The sequence below is a fragment of the Streptomyces sp. NBC_01707 genome (genome assembly GCF_041438805.1).
GTDB lineage: Bacteria > Actinomycetota > Actinomycetes > Streptomycetales > Streptomycetaceae > Streptomyces.
In genome coordinates this window covers 476,648-493,704 of sequence record NZ_CP109190.1, presented here as the reverse complement: position 1 = coordinate 493,704, position 17,057 = coordinate 476,648, and the positions used below count along the sequence as shown (strand labels likewise).

The following is a 17,057-nucleotide window of genomic DNA, read 5'->3' as shown; positions in this document are numbered from 1 at the left end:
AGCTGGAGCTGGTCCGCGGGTCGCGCCGAGTCCGTGTCAGCAACATGATCTTGTACGAGCTCATAGGGGCAACCGGAAGTACATGCTCCTATGTGGTTTGGGACGGTCGCTGTCGCCGCACCGCAGAAGTCCATGACGTCCACAGCCGTTCGAAGATCCTCCGGCAGGTCGTCCGACCGTCCGCCCTCGAGGATCAATGCGACATCTTCCTGAAGCATGACCGTGGCCCCGAGCCGGCGCATCAACCGGGCGACCGCGTCGAGCATCCGTCCCGGCCGAAGTGGGTGACCATGAACGCTCACCAGCCTCTGGTCGACGGACGGTCAGCCTTCGTACAGGCCGACGCCCTCGTCGGCCGCGGCGCGCACCAGGATGTCGGCCAGCTCCACCGGGGTGGAGAGCATCGGGTAGTGGCCGGTGGCCAGTTCGAAGAAGGTGACTCCGGGCTCGGCGAGCTTGGCGAACCGCGGCAGGCCGGTGCCGTGCAGTGCGCGGGCGAACTCCAGGCTGAGGCCGTTCGCGAGGCAGAACACCCCGGTGGTCGGGAGCTTGAGCCAGGCACCGGTCAGCTCGATCGGTTCGGTGACGGTCCGGACCGGGTGCGGGGTGGCCAGGCGGTGGTAGCGCTCCCGCTCCGTCGACGGGACGGCGTGCACCGCCGGGATCTCCTCAGGCACCGGGATGACACCGCCGATGGCGCGGTCCAGCAGAGCGAGCTGCGGCATCTGAGTCACCACCGACTCACCCGGCTCCGGGAAGCCGGTGTCCACGCACACCACCCGGGCGACCTGCCCGGGACGCCGGTCGGCCGCCGCGAGGGCGGGGAAGATGCCGTAGCTGTGCGCCACCAGCACAATTCCCGGGCCCTCCGCGTCGAGCAGCGCCGCCACGGCGTCGGTGTGCTCGCCCAGCCCGACGCCGGAGAGGTCCTCCGCCGCTCGCTCGGCCATGCCGGGCAAAGTGACCGGAAACGCCCGGTGCCCTTGCGCGGTCAGCTCGGCGGCCACCGCCTCCCAGGCCCAGCCACCCATGAAAAGCCCCGGGACCAGCAGAAACGTCGTCATGACAGACCTCTTTCGAAGCATCGCCTGTGCGGTCGGTCTGGACGGTAGGACCTCCTCCTGGGGGAGATTCCAGCCGCTTCTGGCGCGCGGGCCCGGCAAGACCCGCCGAACAGAGCCAAGGCCGCGGCTCCCGCCGATTCTGGCCACGAGGCGTCCTGGCGACGGGGCCTCAGGTGCCGCCCGGACGCGACAGCGCCGCCCGCCGACCGAGTTCGCCCCTCGCCACGTCGGCCTACCGGCCTCCGGCGACTGTGTGGCCGGCTGTGCACACAGCGTGCCCGGCGGCCATCGATCCCGATCGGCTCGTGGCGAGGCGCCCCCCGTCGTACGGTGGTAGCAGCAGGTGGCGCGCCTCCGCAGCACACTGCGGTGGTATCCGTCTCACTACAGGTCACGCACCGGCCTGCGGTCGATCCCACGCGGCCACTCCGGGGCCGGATGCCGTGGGCGGCTCCCCAACACCCCTCCCAGGGGCGGGACTCCCATGGGCACCAGCTAGAACTGCAAGTTCAAGGAATCCGGGATCGGTGCGAACGGCCAGTACACCGTCGAGCTCCCGTCACGTCGTGGTAGCCGCACGGCTGCTCCAACACCGAAGGAGACGTCAAGTCGTCGCCGAGCGACGCTCGGCGCCGTTCCCACACGGTTCGGGCACTGCTGAGGCCGGGCCGCGTGCAATCCCGGAAAGCAGGTACGTCACATGCGCACGTCGACCCGCGTCGCCGGTCTCATCACCGGCATTGCCCTCACGCTCGGCGCCACCGCTCTCACCGCCCCCGCCGCCCATGCGGACATCCCCGCCTGCACAAACATGGCCGCCCAGGCGGGTGTCGGCGCAACCGACGCCGTCACGACGGCGTGCCACCGTGGTGTGAGCGGCGACCTGCAGGGTTGTGTGAACGGGCTGACCGACGCCGGAGTGCCGGGGGGCGCTGCCAACGGCGCCTGCCGGTTGGCAGCCCATGAACCCCGATAGACCTGCCCGTCACGGTCGGCCCAGCGCACGAATGTCGGGGCTTCGCCGGGCGGATCACCGCCGGCTCCGGACCCGACCACATGTCCGTTCCGACTCAAGCAGATCCCGACGACGGGCCGGCAAGACCATCTGGTCAGGGTGGACCTCGGGGAACACGACATGTGGGTGCCGGGGCGTCCGACCGCGGACGCCCGCCCGGCATGGCGGCGGTGCCTGCCCCTGCACGGGTCGCTGCCCTTAGCGATGGGCTTGTCTGCGGCGCAGTTCGTCCGTCTCACCGGCTCTGCCCACCAGAACGGGTTTCTGGCTCAGCCCCGATGGCGTGGTCATGCCGAGCGACCCGCCGTCGCCTTCGATAATTCGAAAGCGGCGAAGCGCAGGTGGCTTGTACGATCCCGAGCGGGATGTGGCCCGTAGCGCAGTGGTTGTCGCGCCTTCACCGCATGTGGGAGGACACCGGTTCGAATCCGGTCGGCCGCATCCCGTCTGCCCTTGGCTGCGGTCTGAGTGGCCATGGCCTTCAACTCATCGGGTCGGCCGGGACCCGCCGATGTGCGGTCCGCGCAGGGGTACCTGGTCGAACATGAGGAGCTGGCAGGCTGATGGACGCACCCGAACCACTGACCGACGAGGAACTCGCCGAGATCGAGGAACTCACCGAGGCTACGACCCCAGGTCCGTGGTACGTCCGGATACTCGACGACGACTGGGCCATGAATTTCGTCGCCGTCAGTACCCTTCCCGACACCGGGCGCGCCGAACGCTGGCCGGACTTCGATCACCAACAGATCGTGGCCGCGACCCTCGTCCAGCAGCCGCGTTATGTCGACGTCGCAGACGCACGCTGGGACGAGAACGCCCAGTTCATCGCCAACGCCCGCCAGGACGTACCGCGCCTGATCGCCGAGATCCGCTTCCTCCGCCAACTGCTCGAAGCCAAGACAGCACCGGGCGCCGAAACGAGTTGATCACGCAGGGAGGAGTCCGGCGAGAAGGTCGCCTTCGGCAAGATCTTGACGATCGCCCAGGGTGGCTGTCCGGACGCCGGGAGCCTGACGCCCCACCGCCGTCACAAAGGCGAAGACCTGCCCAACCGGGGTTGAGTTGTGCGGAAATCTGTCGAGCTGGCTGGAGTCCTGATGGCGGATGCTGATGCTATGCAGTTTCCACGCGGGTTGCTCCGGCTGCGGTGAGGAGAGCGATTGTTTCGGGGTGGGGGCCGTCGATCGCCCATGCGAGGGGGGAGCGGCCCGTGCCGTGATCTTCATGCATGTTCGGATCCGCGCCGCGCGTCAGCAGGGCGTGCACCGCTTCGGTGTGCCCCCAGCATGCGGCTGCACACAGCGGCGTACCTTCCGAGCCGAGTCCGTTGCTCTCGGTGTCCGGCGAGGCCCCGGCCGCCAGGAGCAGGCGGACGACCTCGGCTTCTCCATTCACGGATGCCACATACAGAGGGGTGGTGCCCTCGCTGTCCACCAGCTCCGGATCGGCTCCAGCCTGCAACAACGTCTTCACGCGCGCGGTCTCGCCCATCAGGACCGCTACGAAGAGGTGCCTGGACAACTTCTTCCGCTGACGCCTGTTCATGGAGGGTGAGGTTAACGACTGAGTACACCGCAATTCCAGTTGTTTCCACCCGTTGACGGTGGTGACCGGCACGGTCCCTGGATCGCCCGGACATGTCCTGGCGGCCCGTCAGGTGGGGCTCGGTGTCGGCTCCGGCTCGGAGAGAGGCGCCTCCGCCGCGCGGCGGGGGAGCAGCAGCGGAGTCGCCAGAAGGAGGACGCCGGCCAGGCCGATGGCTGTGCGTGGGCCGAGCAGCACGCCCAGCACGCCCCAGACGGCTGTCAGGAGTGCGGTCATGGCCTTGGTCGTCACCGCCCAGGCGGACAGCGTGCGGGCGACCCGGTCGGTCGCGGTGCGTTCGAGGCGGCACGTGGTGTAGACGGGGTTGAAGACCCCGCAGCAGAAGATGAGCCCGAACTCGACGCCCATCACCAGCAACAGCCCGCCGGTGCCCGGCCCCAGGAAGGCCAGGCCGACGGGCCAGATCGCGCGCAGAGCCCCGGCCGTGACCAGGACCTGGTGCTGCCCGAACCGGCTGGCGAGCGGCCGGGCCAGCCGTGAACCGAGCAGCCCGCCGATCGAGGGCGCGGCGAAGGCGAGGCCGTACTGCCACGGTGCGAACCCGAGTCGGCCGAGCATCAGGACCGCCAGCAGCGGCTCGGCTGCCATCACCAGGCCGTTGAACAAGGCGGTGTTGAAGAACAGGGGCCGCAGCGTCGTGTCGGCGAGGATGTACCGCCACCCGTCGAGCAGGTCCCCGGCCCGCATGCGCGCGGCCTTCCGGCGCCCGGGTCGCGGTTCGTGCCCGCCCGTCGCGCGGATACCCAGGGCCGAGAGCAGGTAGCTGACCGCGTCGACCACCACCGTCGCCACCGGACCGAGGAGCCCGATCGCCGCGCCTCCCAGCGGCGGTCCGATGATCGTGGTCGTCCAGGCCGTGGACTCGAACCGGGCGTTGGCGACGAGCAGGTCCTCGGCCGGCAGCAGCGTCTTCAGGTACGCGCCGGAGGCGGCGCGGAAGGTGATGTCGGCCGCCGCGACGACGACCGAGACCAGCAGAAGCTGTAGGAATGTGAGGACGCCGAGTGCGAACGCGGCGGGGATCGTCAGCAGCGCCGCGAACCGCACAAGGTCCATCGCGATCAGCGCCGGCCGCTTGCGGCGGAACTCCACCCACGGGCCGAGCGGCACCGCCGCGGCCGCGCCCACCGCAGCCCCCACCGAGGAGAGCGCGGCGACCTCTGCCGGTCCGGCGTGCAGCACCCGGATGGCGATCAGCGGGAACGCGCCGAACGCGAGCCACGTGCCGAGCGCGCTGGTCCCGTACGCTCCCCAGAGCCACCCGAACCGCGGCCCCAGCCGATGTCCGAGCAGATCTCCCAGTCGGCGCCCGCTCCTCATGTCCGATGCCCCTCGCCACTCACCCTGCACAACCGATCCGTGATCGGAAGCATCAAAGCGAGTGCCACAACCAGGAATCAAACAACCACGGAGCCGTCAGCCACAACCAATGGTTGTGCCCCTAGGGTATCTGCATGGATCTCGACACCGTCCGGACCTTCGTCGCCGCAGCCGACGCTGGGCAGTTCCAGGAGGCCGCCGCCGAGCTGGCGGTCACCCAGCAGGCCGTCTCCAAGCGCATCGCCGCGCTGGAGCGCACCCTCGGCGTGCGGCTGTTCACCCGCACCGCGCGCGGCGCCGAGCTGACGATCGACGGGCAGGCGTTCCTGCCCCATGCGCGCGAGCTGCTGCGCGTCGCCGAGCGCGCGGTCGCGTCCGTGCGCACCGGCCGCCGTCCGCTGCGCGTCGACGTGATCGCCTCGCGCGGCGCGGCGGCGGGCCTGCTGCGCGGTTTCCACCGCGCACACCCCGAGATCGACCTCGACGTGGTGATGCTGTTCGACATCGAGACGGCCGTCGCCGCCATCCGGTCCGGTGCGATCGACGCGTCCTTCCGCGCCGTCGCCGTGCCCGGCCGGCCCCTTCCCGAGGACATCGAATCCGTACGGGTGCTCGATGAGCCGCTCCAGCTCCTCACCGGCCCCGCCCACGCGCTGGCGGGCGCCCGGTCAGTGCCCCTCGCTCAGCTCGCCGGGCACCGGATCTGGATGCCCGGCATCGTCCCAGGTACGGAGTGGGCCGCCTACTACGACGACCTCGTCGCCGAGTTCGGCCTCACCATCGAGGCGACCGGACCCAACTTCGGCTCCGACGCTCTCCTCGACACCATCGCCGACACCCCGGCCCTGGCCACCTTCATGGGCGAGCACACCCGCCTCGTCTGGCCGGCCGGCCACGGCCTCCGCCGCATCCCGGTGACCGACCCGACGCCCGTCTACCCGCACTCGCTCCTCTGGCACCGCGACAACCCTCACCCAGCGCTGACCACCCTCCGCGCCCACCTCGCCACCACAACGGCCGGCCACGACGCCGCCGGGACCTGGGCGCCGAGTTGGGTGATTCCGCGCTGAACGCCGCCGGGCCTCCGAGCGGCATGGCCGGAACGACGGACGGTGACTCGGGGGCAGGCGTCGCCGTGGGTACACTCCGGCTCTCCGCCTGCGTACGCCCCACCCGGATACGGTCGCGTAGTGCCCGACCGTCCTGGACCGTGACGGGGAGTCGAGGGCCTCGTGGCTGAGGATGTCGACACCGGTGGTCAGTCCCGGGACGAGCGTCGGCACGCATCGGTTCGTGTGTTCGTGGGCGAACCGCTACGCGCTGGAGCAGACGTGTACGTGGTTCCCGAGGCCTGCGAAGCCCGACCGGACAGGATCTGGTCAGGGAGTATCCCTCTCCACGTTGACCGGCGCGCCTCCCCAGCAAGGCATTGCTTCATGGTGCTGTTTATCCGTTTGGACCCGGGGTACCCGGCCTCGGCGCCAAGGGCGGCGACGCAGGCCGCCCTGTGAGGAGGCAGAGTTCCATGAGCCGAGTCGGAGGAGCAGTCACCGGAACGGTCACGACGAAGGTTCCCGCGAGACTGGACCGCCTGCCGTGGTCGCGATGGCACTGGATGATCGTGATCGGCCTGGGCACCGTCTGGATCCTCGACGGCCTGGAAGTCACGGTTGTCGGGAACATTGCCGGCCGACTCTCCGAAGCCGGCAGCGGCCTGCCGATCAGCAGCGCCCAGGTCACGGGTGTCGCGGCAGCGCTCTACGTGGCGGGCGCCTGCTCGGGCGCTCTCTTCTTCGGCTGGCTCACGGACCGTTACGGCCGCAAGAAGCTCTTCCTGATCACCTTGGCCGTCTATCTCGCGGCGACCGCGCTCACGGCCATCTCCTTCTCCGTCTGGTGGTTCTTCCTCTTCCGCTTCCTGACCGGGTTCGGTATCGGCGGCGAGTACGCGGCCATCAACTCCGCCATCGACGAGTTGATCCCCAGCCGGTTCCGGGGCCGCGTCGACCTGATCATCAATGGCAGTTACTGGCTGGGTGCGATGGGTGGTGCGCTCCTGTCGGTGCTCGCACTCGATACCGACATCTTCCCCAAGGACGTCGGCTGGCGGCTGACGTTCGCCCTCGGCGTCGTTCTGGGACTGGTCATCCTTCTGGTACGCCGTCATGTGCCGGAAAGCCCGCGATGGATGTTCATCCACGGACAGTCCGAGGGAGCGGAGAAGCTCGTCGACGAGGTGGAAAGGGGGATCGAGGAGGAGACAGGCCGCCCGCTCCCCGAGGCGGAGAGCGAGATCACCGTCGAACAGCGACGCAGCGTCGGTTTCATCGAGATCGGGAAGACCGTCTTCCGTGACTATCCCAAGCGTGCGACGCTCGGTTTCGCGCTCTTCGTCGGGCAGGCGTTCCTCTACAACGCGATCACTTTCGGCTTCGGTTCGATTCTGGTGACGTTCTTCGACGTCTCCACCGGAACAACCGGCTACTTCTTCGCCGCCATCGCGTTCTGCAACTTCCTGGGCCCTCTGTTCCTGGGCCGTCTCTTCGACACCTGGGGCCGCCGGCCGATGATCGCGGGGACCTACATCCTCTCCGGAGTGCTCCTGTTCCTCACCGCCTGGCTGTTCGATGCCGGACGGCTCGACGCCGTCACGATGACGTTGTGCTGGTGCGTGGTCCTCTTCTTCGCATCGGCGGGTGCGAGTTCGGCATACCTCACGGTCAGTGAGATCTTCCCGATGGAGACGCGGGCCATGGCGATCGCCTTCTTCTACGCCATCGGGACAGCGGCCGGCGGTATCTCGGGCCCCCTGCTCTTCGCGGGCCTGACGCAGAGCGGGGTCGTCGCGGACGCCGCTCTCGCGTTCTGCGTGGGCGCGGCCCTGATGGTGATCGCGGGCCTGGTGGCCGTCTTCTTCGCGGTGGCCGCAGAACAGAAGTCGCTGGAACAGATCGCAGCGCCGCTTTCGGCGGTCACGCCACAGGACAGCGCTCTGCGGCTCGGGGCCGACGAGAAGAAGCCGGGCTCCTCGCCAGGCCCATGAGGGTCCGTCGGATTCCCGGCGGTCCTTTTCGGCCGTCCGATCTGCCTGCCGACGAGACCGAAAATCGTTTGCCGCAGTCCCTGGAGCCAGAGGCCACAGATTGCCGGCGGGGTGCCCGAGACTGCTCGGGCACCCCGTCATGGGTCAGGTCACTGGACGACGACCTGGGCGCTGCCGTGATGCCACCGGAGGTCGCCGAGATGATGACGGGGCCGGGGCGGTGGGTGGGCAGGGCTCAGGCGGAGGGTTCCACCGAGGCGACCTTGGGGTTGCCGGACGGGCAAAACGGTCTGCCCCGCGCGCTACCGTCCACGCCTGCCAGGCAGGGTGAACCGATGAACAGAATTCCGAGCTCGGGGTGACGAAGTGCCCGAGCGGGGCCATCGGACAAGGGATGCAACAGGGTTGATGCCAATGAGGTCGGTACTGCGCGCCGGTCGCACGGTGACACGGCCTTGTGCGAGTTGACCCAGGCTGTCACCGTCGAATTGCAGATCACGAGGTCTGCATCGGCGGCGCCGGACCGGGCGCGCATACTCAACGGGGGAACACATGAACGTTCTGAGGGTGGTGGGGAGGGCCTGTGCGGTCCTGATCCTGGCCGCGGGCGCGATCGTCTGCGGCGGCGGCCCATCCCCTGCAGCGACCACCACGGCCGCAGGTGCGCCGACCCTGGCTGCGCCCGCCGCAAGTGCCGCAGTGCACAGCACGTACTTCTCCTGGAACGGAGAAATGTGGGGGCATATCAGCTTCGCCGAGTCGCTCCGGTTCGCCAATGCCAACGGCTATGCCGTGGCGGTGTTCTACGACGGGCTGGGCTACAACAACACCACCGGAAGCACGCTGGTGATCGTCACGCCGGAGGACTGCACCCTCTCGTCGAGCAACAAGGACTGGCGCTTTTCCCATATGCCCAATGGGTGGAACGACAGGGTCAGTTCGGTGACCACGCAGATGGGGAACGGTACGCACTGCGACGTTTGGTTCTCCTCCGACATCAACTTCGAGGGCGAGTGCGGCAACCGGTGGATCCACATGCAGGCGGACCTCCGCAAGGACGGCTGCCAGAACCGAGCCAGTTCCTTCGAACTCACCTGAACACCTGGTCTGCGGCCCGACTCCGCGGGCTTCGTCACCACGCGTGGATTCTTGTCAGCCCAAAGACCCGCATCGGCCGCCGGGACGGATGCGCCGCGTCACCGAAGTTCCTGGGTGAGCCGAAGGAGACCTTGGGCAAGCCGCCCTCCGCGACGGCTTGCCCACCTTCAGTACCTGAGTGGCGCTGTCCATCGCCCCGATGCCCGATACATCTTGAGAGGCGGCGGAGCTGCGGCTCATGACCTCCGCGTGGTGCACGGTCCGGGCCTTCGTTCAATCCGAACTCTCCTCGAGGCCGCGGACTCCGAGGCCAGAGTCCACGCTCGCCCTGCACGCCGGTGAGCGGTCCTCAGCTTGACGGGTGGGGCCAGTGCGCCAGGCTGCCGAGCGAGGGGGCATGTCGGGTTGCCTCCTCCGGCGAGGGGTGGATCTCGTAAGCCTCACGCAGGCCGCTGATGTCGAAGACCCTCACTATCCGGCCAGAGGCGGACGCGATCCGCAGTGAGCCGTCGTGTTCACGGATGCGCTTCGTGACCGCCACGAGCACGCCCAGCCCCATCGAGTCCAGGAAGGATACGAAGCTCAGATCAAGGACGAAGTGGCGGTGTCCCTCGTCGACGAGCTTGATCACTGCTTCACGGACCAGTGGGGAGGTATGGGCGTCCACATCGCCGTCGATCTCGACAACCGTCCAGCCGTTCACCGTGTCGTAGCTGATGGCCATGCGCTCGTTGCGGATAATATTCGTTCGCATCATCATCCTCCTCACGTCTCCAGGCGGTGCAGGATCCGCCGGCATGGCGTCACATGTGGGAATGGATTCGTCCGCGCGGCCGACGTACCGGCACCGCGAGGCCCGGGCGTGAGTCGGCATGGTCGACGAGTGACTGCGACGGTGCAGTCCGCGCCGACTGCGCAACGCCGCACGACGTGCGCTCCGCCGCTCCCACCGTCGACGATCAGATTCCGCAGCTCGCCGTCCTTATGCACACTCGTGTTCGTCACCGCTTCTTGGCCAGCCACTCGGCCAGAACAGCGGCCTGGCTGTGGTCGACGTCCTTGGTGGCGGTCAACAGCATGAGCTTGTCGTGCGCCGCCAGGTCACGCAAATGCTCGACGGCCTCGCGGTGCCCGGCATCGCGTAGTTCTGCCAGGTAGCGGCGACGGAACTCGGTGAAGCGGCTGGGGTCATGGCTGTACCACTTGCGCAGTTCGGTCGACGGGGCGACGGCACCCAGCCACTGGTCCAGGTGCGCGTCCTCCTTGCGCATGCCGCGCGGCCAGACCCGATCGACGAGGACCCGTTTGCCCTCCTTGGGCGCGGTCTCCTCGTAGACTCGGCGATAGGTGATCTGTTCGGCCATGACGGCACCCTTCAGATCGATCGGCCGCCCCGGCCCGGGACCGGCGGACAGCGGGTACGGCTCCCCGCGGGAGCGGATGTTCTCGGCTCACCCAATTTTATCGCCCGACGGGTGGGTCGGCCGGATCCCGCGCGGCCCGCACCGGCGCCTTCAGCCCGCAGAAGAGGAGAACGGCGTTGCGCGACACCGGCCCTGCCACCCCGGAGGCAGAGCACTTCCCGGCCGCGACCGCACCGCGGATGCATGACGTGAGCAGGTTGGACACCGCCGTGGCCTCCTGCCGCGCCTGCCCGCGCCTGGTCGCCTGGCGGGAGGAGGTCGCCCGGGTCAAGCGCCGGGCATACAGGGAGTGGGAGTACTGGGCGAGGCCCGTGCCCGGCTTCGGACCGCCGGACGCGGCGCTGGCCATCGTCGGTCTGGCACCGGCCGCACACGGCGGCAACCGCACCGGGCGGGTCTTCACCGGCGATCCGTCCGGCGATGCGCTGTACGCCGCCCTGTATGACCTCGGCCTGGCCTCCCAGCCGACCGCCACCCAGCGTGGTGACGGCATGGAACTGTACGGCGTGCGGATCACCATGCCGGTTCACTGCGCGCCGCCCGGAAATCAGCCGACCACCACCGAGCGTGACACCTGCCGCCCGTGGCTCGTTCGCGAACTTGAACTTTTGCAACCGTCGTTGCGGGCTGTCGTGGTACTCGGCGGCTTTGCCTGGCAGGCACTGCTGCCCGTGCTGACGGGTTCAGGCTGGCAGCTGCCTCGCCCCCGCCCGGCCTTCGGTCACGGCGCCGAAGTCCTCCTCACCGACATCGGCGGTGAACGGCGGGTGCACTTGGTCGGCGGATTCCACCCAAGTCAGCGCAACATGTCGACCCGGACCCTGACCCCGGCCATGCTTCGCGACGTGCTGCAACGGGGCGCTACGCTCGCAGGGCTACCGCAGGAGCCGCATCGCCCGCAGGCTCCCTCGTCGTCCTGAGAAGCGGCCGACGGATTTCACCTGTCCCGGTCCGTTCTCGATGACTTCTGCCAAGCCCTGACCTACCTGGGGGAGACCGGCCAAAGCGAGACAGCCGACGTGCGGATCAGGACTCGTGCGCACGAGGAGCTCACGCCAGGCTCCTAGCACGTCCGCGCATCCGGGTGGCCAAGCACGATCGGCCGGCAGCCCCCGATGCCGGGATGACTCACTGGGACATCCGCGGGTGGAATACCCGCGACTGGCGCCGACCGCAACCTGGGGGGCTGCCGGCCTTCCGCCAGGCAGCCCCCCAAGCATTCTTGCTCGACCTCGGTGCCGTGAGGATCCCGGTGCGTCGGACCGGGGGAGAGGCCTGCGCTGCACTGTCACCGCTCCAGCACACGACTCCCGAGGCCGCTCGTAACGACGGAGCGCATGGGAATGCCGCGGAAGGTCTGGATGAGGACGATCGCGGCACCGGCGGTCACACACTGGTCGGCGAGGTTGAAGATCCCTGACTCGCCGAACTGGATGAAGTCCAGCACAGCTCCACGACCGAATCCAGGGGTACGGAATATGCGGTCGGCGAGGTTGCCGCCGGCGCCCGCGAAGATCAGTCCGAGACCGACCGCCCAGCCGGTGGACCGGATGGAGGGGGCGACCCTCGCGATGAGGATAAGGACGACGACAGCCAGGAGTGTGAAGACAAGGGTTGCGCGGGGCGCGAAGGAGCCGGCCGCTCCGGAATTCCGGAAAGCGGTGAAGGTCACCGCACCGCCCAGCGAATGCTTTGGCTCATGGCCCTCAACGACAACCGCGGCGATCGCCTTCGTGATCTGGTCCACGGCGAATCCTGCCGCCGCAATCTTCCACAGCAGATACATCCGCTGCATCGCCCACCTCCTGATCGCTGGCCGTCCTTCACCGAGCCTACGCGCCAGGGCAGCATGATCCGCCCGCGCCATCTGGCGAAATCGACAGGCTGATGATCAGCGGCTATGAGCCGTGATCGACAGGGCGAACGTTGCGCAATGCGGGACCGTTTTACCAGTACTGCTTCAGCCGTCAGAGCCAGGTCCTCTCGCCTTCAACCACACATCCTCGAGCGTGGCCGTTCCCGCCACTGAGGAAGTTGATCCAGGAGGCGACAGTGCCGACCCGGAGCAATCGGTGCGGTACACGCCGTCGAGTGAGCGCTGGAGCACATCAGGAGCAGTCCCCGGCGGGTCGACGTTCGCAGTGGGTCAGGGCTGTGGTCTGGGTCGGGCGATGAGTACGGACACGTCGTCGTGGTCGTTCGGATCACGCAGTGTTTCCAGGAGTTGGTCGCAGGTTTCTTCGGGGGCCTCATCCGCAATCGGACACCAACTTGTGCACCGCTCACTCACGCGCAGAGCTCAGCCAGATGCTGGACCAACATGTCCCGCGCCTGCTGCGGGCTCAGCCGCGCTGGTCGGGCCAGCAGTTGCACCACCATTCCGTCCAGCAGGGCGTGCAGCCGCGCCGCTTCCACCGCTCGCGTGCGCCCCGCACCGAGCGTCCCCAGCTCCTCCAGCGCGGCCACAGCACTCTCCACCGCGCCGCGGATCAACTCGTCGACCTCATTGCGGCGCTGCGCCGCCGAGACGTCGCCGCGCGCGAGCACCACCAACGCGAACCAGGCCTCGGATTCCAGCCGGCGCTCGTCGTCCAGCGGCAACAACTGCTCCAGGTGGGCCTGTATCAACTCTGGCGAGAGTGAGCCCGCGGCGGCATTGGCCTCGCTGATCCGCTGTCGCACCGACTCCACCACGAAGTCGATGGCGAACAGGACCATCTCCGTCTTGTCCGGGAAGTAGTGTCGCAGCGCTCCCGCCGACCAAGCGGACTCCTCGGCCACCGAGCGGACGGACACCGCGTCGAAGCCGTCGCGCAGTGCGACCCGCCACAGGGCGCCGGCCAGCTCGGCGCGGCGGCCCTCGTGATCTACAACCTTCGGCACTCGGCCATTATCACACAGGCGTGTTACATTGTTTTCAATACGGACGTGTCAAAAAGGGGGCGGCCATGACCCGCATTCGCCGGGCTCCTTGGTGGATCTACGTCGTCGCCATCGGGGGGCTCAACATCGTTCGCCAAGTCCTCTTCCCGCCCGCTCAGGTGGGCACCGCGGTCACCGTCGGTCTGTTCTTCGCGGTGCTGGCGATCGGCTTCGCTGTCGTCACGGTCCTGCACGCGTTCATCGCGCCGCGAGTCCGCGAATAGCGGCCGCCACAGCCGGCATCACGCGGAGGCGGGCCGGAGCGCGTGGACAGTCACAGAATTCGCGGGGTCGATGCCGGGGCGCACCTCGCTGGCGCGTCTCGGTGTGGCTCAACAGGCCGAGCCGCAATGCGTGGATCCGGCCAGTTGCGAGGTTCACGCGGTGGGCGGGGGAGGAGCAACGAGGCGGTCGAGGGCGCTGCGGACGGTGTTGACGTTGCCGGTGCCGTCGTTCGCGGCCGAGTCGGCCATGACGGCGCGGCGAATGCCGGAGTCCCCGAGCGGAGGCCATGTCAGTGCTCCGTGAGACAGTCGTTCCCCTGATCGTGGTCCGGGGAGGAGCACATGCGCGTGTTGCCTGAGATTGTCGGACGTGATGAATTTGCTGCCCTGATCATCAGGACCGACTACAACGACGAATCCGCATGGCAGGCGGTGGCGACGGATCTGACCCAGCCATGGGGTGAGAACGGCGAGATCGAGGCCCACGTCCACCTTGTCGAAGATCCCGCCTGGGCCGATGCCACGCCCGATGACGTGCTCACCGCCGTGAGACGGGACGAGAACCTGAGCGTGGTGTTCATCGCCGACCGTGTGACCATGCACTCCGCCGACGGTCCGCTTCTGGCCTGCGATGTCTGGTCCGAGAGCGAGGATCTCGACCCGATGTACTACCAGGAACTCATCGACTCCCCGCCGCCCCGTGAGTTCCGTACGGCTCCGGCCGCCGTCCACGGCGTCCACGCGAATCTGTCGATTGCGAACATGGATTTCGAGGAGTTCGCTGAAGAGGCGTCCGCCGATCCCGAGGGTGTGCTCCGACCCCTGTAAGGCGACCTCCCTTCCGCTTCGATCGTTGGTCCTGGCGTGTCTGGCTTCGTTCACTTCCAGGAACAATGTTCGTCGATGGGTTCCGTCAGCGGTGTGGATCAAAAGCGCAGCGGAAGTTCACGAGTTTTGGTTCCGGCTCACCTTTTCTGGTGCTGTGCAAAGCACCGGTCTGCACACACAGAGGATCAACCCAGGTCGGCGGCACGGCGGTTGTGCCCGTCTCGGGCAGATCAACTACCACGCGATGGTGGTCGATCTCTGCTGGAGGCCGCCCCCGAGCGCATCCGCTGGATTCGCGCTGGGCATCAGGCGGAGGGTTGGGGCACAGGCGACGCGACGGAGTCGTGCACCCGTACAGCGAGCTGCATGAGGAAGCCCTACGTCGACGGGAGCCCTCGGAGGCGACGGAATTCGGACCGGTCGGAGCACTGAAGATTTCTCGACGACGGCGTACCTTCCAGAGCCTGTGCACGTAAGAATTCACCGCCTGCAGGAGGGCCGCCGCTTTGCCTTCCGGGCTGCCCTCGAATTTCGCACGGAGATCTCGCCGGTAGAGTCCCCTCATGGCCGGTGCCACCTGGGGGAATTGATGACAGCAGCGGAAGCGGTGCCCATAGTCTTCGTGCACGGGACGCGCTTGAGCGCGGGACAGTGGAGCATGCAGCTTGCTGCGCTCCAGGATGAATTCCCGGTAGTCGCCGTCGACCTGCCCGGCCACGGGGAGCGCTCGGCTCAACCCTGGAGCCTGAGCACCTCGACAGAGATCATCGCGTCCGCGGTGGACTCGCTCGATCGCGGACCGGCTCTGGTCGTCGGGCACTCGCTCGGCGGTTATGCCTCGCTGGAGTTCGCGCGGCGCCGTCCGGAACGCCTGCGCGGGCTGATCCTCGCAGGAGCCAGCGCCGCCACTTGCGGCCCCTGGGCAGCTCCGTATCGGTGGGTCGCCAGGCTGGTTCCTCGCCTACCGGCGGACCGACTGGCCCGGTGGAACGACCGGTTGTTCCGACGGCTCTATCCGCCGGAAGTGGTGGAGGCAACCATCCGTTCCGGCTATGCCTTCCATACCCTGCCGGCAGCCTGGGAAGAGATACTGGGGCGGTTCGACGCGGATGCGATGCGTTACGTGGAGGCTCCGGCGCTGATCCTGAACGGGGAGAAGGACACCCTCTTCCGCACCGGCGAGGCGGACTTCGCCCGCGCCCATCCGCATGCCCGCGTCGAATTGATCCCGCGGGCAGGACATCTCGCGAACTTCGACGCCCCGGACGCCTTCACCGATGCCGTCCGCCGCTTCGCCCGCCAGCTCACTGCCGTCGGCTGAGCTCGCTGCAGCCGGGATCGCCCGGCGGCCTTGAATATCTCGACGGAGACCGCGCATCACGGCCGCGGCCGTGATGCGGGGACGGTCAGCGGGAGGTGAGGGGGGTTTCCGATTCGACGCGGGTGAGCTTTTCGGGGTTGCGGACGTAGTAGAGGCCGCTGACGCGGGCGTTCTCCACGCGGAACGCCAGCACGCCGTCGATCACGCCGTCCAGGCGCAGGATGAGTCCGGGGTTGCCGTTGACCGTGGTGGGCTCACTGGTGAAGGCGCCCCCGGCCTTGGCGACACTGCCCGCCATGTAGCGGAGCACCTTGTCCGCGCCGACGACCGGCCGCAGGGCCGCAAGCTTGAAGCCGCCGCCGTCGCTGACGAAAACAACGTCCGGGGCGAGTACGGACAGCAGCCCCTGCAGGTCTCCGGTCACGAGCGCGCGCTGGAACGAATCCAACGCTGCCCGGGCTTCTTCCGGGGAAACCTGTGTGCGCGGACGACGGGCGTCGACGTGCCGGCGGGCGCGGTAGGCGATCTGGCGTGCCGCGGCGGGGCTCTTGCCGATCGCGGCCGCGACGTCGTCGTAGTCGATGTCGAACACCTCGCGCAGCACGAAGACGGCGCGTTCGGTCGGTGAGAGAGTCTCGAGGATGAACATGAGTGCCAGCGACAGGTTCTCGGACAGTTCGACGTCCTCGGCCACGTCCGGCGCGGTGAGCAGGGGCTCGGGGAGCCAAGGGCCCACATAGGCCTCCCTACGCCGCTTGAGAGTGCGTAGCCGGTTGAGCGCCTGCCGGGTCGTGATCCGCACCAGGTAGGCGCGCTGGTCCCGCACCTGCGCCTGGTCGACCTTGACCCACCGCAGCCAGGCCTCCTGGAGGACGTCTTCGGTATCCGCCGCCGAACCGAGCATCTCGTAGGCGACGGTGAACAGCAGGTCGCGGTGGGCGACGAAAGCCTCGGTCGCCGGGTCGGTCACGTGGTCGTTCATGTCGTGCGGTTCACTCTCTCGCGGTCGGCCCATGGGCCGGAAGCAGTCCGTGGACATGTACCCGGTCATAAGACGGGATATCGGCAGCAGCCACCCCGCTGATCAGGACACGTGGGGTGGGCGGGCTGATGGGAATGGCGCCCCGGCGCCTGGCCATGACACATGAGGCCGCGGCGTTGCGCGCTCGTCAGTCCGGGCTTGGTCCTTC

17 protein-coding genes and 1 tRNA gene are annotated in these 17,057 nt (G+C 68.2%); 10 read left to right on the top strand and 8 right to left on the bottom strand.

What is annotated here, in order from left to right:
• Window positions 1-323: 323 nt before the first annotated feature.
• Complete coding sequence (locus tag OG963_RS02360) at window positions 324-1,064, bottom strand: alpha/beta hydrolase (protein ID WP_093771460.1); 741 nt, start codon at window positions 1,062-1,064, stop codon at window positions 324-326.
• 700 nt (window positions 1,065-1,764) lie between these two features.
• Here OG963_RS02360 and OG963_RS02355 point away from each other — a divergent pair.
• The 3 genes from OG963_RS02355 to OG963_RS02345 all read left to right on the top strand — a co-directional run bounded on the left by OG963_RS02355 (window position 1,765) and on the right by OG963_RS02345 (window position 3,008).
• Window positions 1,765-2,040, top strand: coding sequence for a hypothetical protein (locus OG963_RS02355; RefSeq protein WP_093771462.1), 276 nt, complete (start codon window positions 1,765-1,767; stop codon window positions 2,038-2,040).
• A gap of 406 nt (window positions 2,041-2,446) precedes the next feature.
• Window positions 2,447-2,520 (top strand) — tRNA-Ala (locus tag OG963_RS02350).
• Window positions 2,521-2,642: 122 nt separating this feature from the next.
• Window positions 2,643-3,008 (top strand): hypothetical protein, encoded by a 366-nt coding sequence (locus OG963_RS02345; protein WP_093771464.1) that lies wholly within the window; start codon window positions 2,643-2,645, stop codon window positions 3,006-3,008.
• A 187-nt stretch (window positions 3,009-3,195) separates the two neighbouring features.
• On the opposite strand, the gene OG963_RS02340 is transcribed toward OG963_RS02345, so the two are convergent.
• A complete protein-coding gene (locus OG963_RS02340) occupies window positions 3,196-3,627 on the bottom strand; it encodes an ankyrin repeat domain-containing protein (RefSeq protein WP_371800252.1) in 432 nt (143 codons plus the stop codon).
• A 108-nt stretch (window positions 3,628-3,735) separates the two neighbouring features.
• A complete protein-coding gene (locus OG963_RS02335) occupies window positions 3,736-5,007 on the bottom strand; it encodes an MFS transporter (RefSeq protein WP_319740935.1) in 1,272 nt (423 codons plus the stop codon).
• A gap of 134 nt (window positions 5,008-5,141) precedes the next feature.
• Here OG963_RS02335 and OG963_RS02330 point away from each other — a divergent pair, with 134 nt between their 5' ends.
• From OG963_RS02330 to OG963_RS02320, 3 genes are all read left to right on the top strand, one after another.
• A complete protein-coding gene (locus OG963_RS02330) occupies window positions 5,142-6,077 on the top strand; it encodes a LysR family transcriptional regulator (protein WP_093771470.1) in 936 nt (311 codons plus the stop codon).
• Between the two features lie 455 nt (window positions 6,078-6,532).
• Window positions 6,533-8,050: an MFS transporter gene (locus OG963_RS02325; protein ID WP_051878200.1), complete on the top strand. Its 1,518-nt coding sequence runs from the start codon at window positions 6,533-6,535 to the stop codon at window positions 8,048-8,050.
• Between the two features lie 552 nt (window positions 8,051-8,602).
• On the top strand, window positions 8,603-9,148 hold the full coding sequence (locus tag OG963_RS02320; RefSeq protein WP_143019973.1) for a hypothetical protein: 546 nt from the start codon (window positions 8,603-8,605) through the stop codon (window positions 9,146-9,148).
• Window positions 9,149-9,497: 349 nt separating this feature from the next.
• Here the strand turns inward: OG963_RS02320 and OG963_RS02315 are convergent, their stop codons facing one another.
• Together OG963_RS02315 and OG963_RS02310 are read right to left on the bottom strand one after the other, a co-directional pair.
• Window positions 9,498-9,902, bottom strand: coding sequence for an STAS domain-containing protein (locus OG963_RS02315; RefSeq protein WP_051878260.1), 405 nt, complete (start codon window positions 9,900-9,902; stop codon window positions 9,498-9,500).
• A 247-nt stretch (window positions 9,903-10,149) separates the two neighbouring features.
• Window positions 10,150-10,512, bottom strand: coding sequence for a DUF488 domain-containing protein (locus tag OG963_RS02310; protein ID WP_371798272.1), 363 nt, complete (start codon window positions 10,510-10,512; stop codon window positions 10,150-10,152).
• Window positions 10,513-10,751: 239 nt separating this feature from the next.
• Here OG963_RS02310 and OG963_RS02305 point away from each other — a divergent pair, with 239 nt between their 5' ends.
• The gene (locus OG963_RS02305; RefSeq protein ID WP_093772247.1) at window positions 10,752-11,492 is read left to right on the top strand and encodes a uracil-DNA glycosylase; all 741 of its coding nucleotides are present in this window, start codon (window positions 10,752-10,754) and stop codon (window positions 11,490-11,492) included.
• Window positions 11,493-11,860: 368 nt separating this feature from the next.
• On the opposite strand, the gene OG963_RS02300 is transcribed toward OG963_RS02305, so the two are convergent.
• Window positions 11,861-12,367 carry a signal peptidase II gene (locus OG963_RS02300; protein ID WP_356505573.1) on the bottom strand — a complete coding sequence of 169 codons (507 nt, stop codon included), beginning with the start codon at window positions 12,365-12,367 and terminating at the stop codon, window positions 11,861-11,863.
• 491 nt (window positions 12,368-12,858) lie between these two features.
• Window positions 12,859-13,455 carry a TetR/AcrR family transcriptional regulator gene (locus OG963_RS02295; protein ID WP_093771531.1) on the bottom strand — a complete coding sequence of 199 codons (597 nt, stop codon included), beginning with the start codon at window positions 13,453-13,455 and terminating at the stop codon, window positions 12,859-12,861.
• A gap of 65 nt (window positions 13,456-13,520) precedes the next feature.
• Between OG963_RS02295 and OG963_RS02290 the strand changes: the two genes are divergently transcribed.
• From OG963_RS02290 to OG963_RS02280, 3 genes are all read left to right on the top strand, one after another.
• Window positions 13,521-13,718, top strand: coding sequence for a hypothetical protein (locus OG963_RS02290; RefSeq protein ID WP_030922246.1), 198 nt, complete (start codon window positions 13,521-13,523; stop codon window positions 13,716-13,718).
• A gap of 342 nt (window positions 13,719-14,060) precedes the next feature.
• A complete protein-coding gene (locus tag OG963_RS02285) occupies window positions 14,061-14,546 on the top strand; it encodes a hypothetical protein (RefSeq protein ID WP_319740931.1) in 486 nt (161 codons plus the stop codon).
• Window positions 14,547-15,135: 589 nt separating this feature from the next.
• A complete protein-coding gene (locus OG963_RS02280) occupies window positions 15,136-15,867 on the top strand; it encodes an alpha/beta fold hydrolase (protein WP_371800251.1) in 732 nt (243 codons plus the stop codon).
• Between the two features lie 85 nt (window positions 15,868-15,952).
• Here OG963_RS02280 and OG963_RS02275 read toward each other — a convergent pair whose 3' ends face one another.
• Window positions 15,953-16,849: an RNA polymerase sigma-70 factor gene (locus OG963_RS02275; protein ID WP_319740930.1), complete on the bottom strand. Its 897-nt coding sequence runs from the start codon at window positions 16,847-16,849 to the stop codon at window positions 15,953-15,955.
• Between the last annotated feature and the right edge of the window lie 208 nt (window positions 16,850-17,057).

Excerpts from the sequence above, each read along its gene's own strand:
- OG963_RS02280 (WP_371800251.1), top strand. The coding sequence starts at position 15,136 with ATGACAGCAGCGGAAGCGGTGCCCATAGTCTTCGTGCACGGGACGCGC.
- OG963_RS02305 (WP_093772247.1), top strand. The coding sequence starts at position 10,752 with ATGCATGACGTGAGCAGGTTGGACACCGCCGTGGCCTCCTGCCGCGCC.
- OG963_RS02360 (WP_093771460.1), bottom strand. The coding sequence starts at position 1,064 with ATGACGACGTTTCTGCTGGTCCCGGGGCTTTTCATGGGTGGCTGGGCC.
- OG963_RS02290 (WP_030922246.1), top strand. The coding sequence starts at position 13,521 with ATGACCCGCATTCGCCGGGCTCCTTGGTGGATCTACGTCGTCGCCATC.
- OG963_RS02310 (WP_371798272.1), bottom strand. The coding sequence starts at position 10,512 with ATGGCCGAACAGATCACCTATCGCCGAGTCTACGAGGAGACCGCGCCC.
- OG963_RS02340 (WP_371800252.1), bottom strand. The coding sequence starts at position 3,627 with ATGAACAGGCGTCAGCGGAAGAAGTTGTCCAGGCACCTCTTCGTAGCG.
- OG963_RS02335 (WP_319740935.1), bottom strand. The coding sequence starts at position 5,007 with ATGAGGAGCGGGCGCCGACTGGGAGATCTGCTCGGACATCGGCTGGGG.
- OG963_RS02300 (WP_356505573.1), bottom strand. The coding sequence starts at position 12,367 with ATGCAGCGGATGTATCTGCTGTGGAAGATTGCGGCGGCAGGATTCGCC.
- OG963_RS02345 (WP_093771464.1), top strand. The coding sequence starts at position 2,643 with ATGGACGCACCCGAACCACTGACCGACGAGGAACTCGCCGAGATCGAG.
- OG963_RS02330 (WP_093771470.1), top strand. The coding sequence starts at position 5,142 with ATGGATCTCGACACCGTCCGGACCTTCGTCGCCGCAGCCGACGCTGGG.
- OG963_RS02325 (WP_051878200.1), top strand. The coding sequence starts at position 6,533 with ATGAGCCGAGTCGGAGGAGCAGTCACCGGAACGGTCACGACGAAGGTT.
- OG963_RS02315 (WP_051878260.1), bottom strand. The coding sequence starts at position 9,902 with ATGCGAACGAATATTATCCGCAACGAGCGCATGGCCATCAGCTACGAC.
- OG963_RS02320 (WP_143019973.1), top strand. The coding sequence starts at position 8,603 with ATGAACGTTCTGAGGGTGGTGGGGAGGGCCTGTGCGGTCCTGATCCTG.
- OG963_RS02275 (WP_319740930.1), bottom strand. The coding sequence starts at position 16,849 with ATGAACGACCACGTGACCGACCCGGCGACCGAGGCTTTCGTCGCCCAC.
- OG963_RS02355 (WP_093771462.1), top strand. The coding sequence starts at position 1,765 with ATGCGCACGTCGACCCGCGTCGCCGGTCTCATCACCGGCATTGCCCTC.
- OG963_RS02285 (WP_319740931.1), top strand. The coding sequence starts at position 14,061 with ATGCGCGTGTTGCCTGAGATTGTCGGACGTGATGAATTTGCTGCCCTG.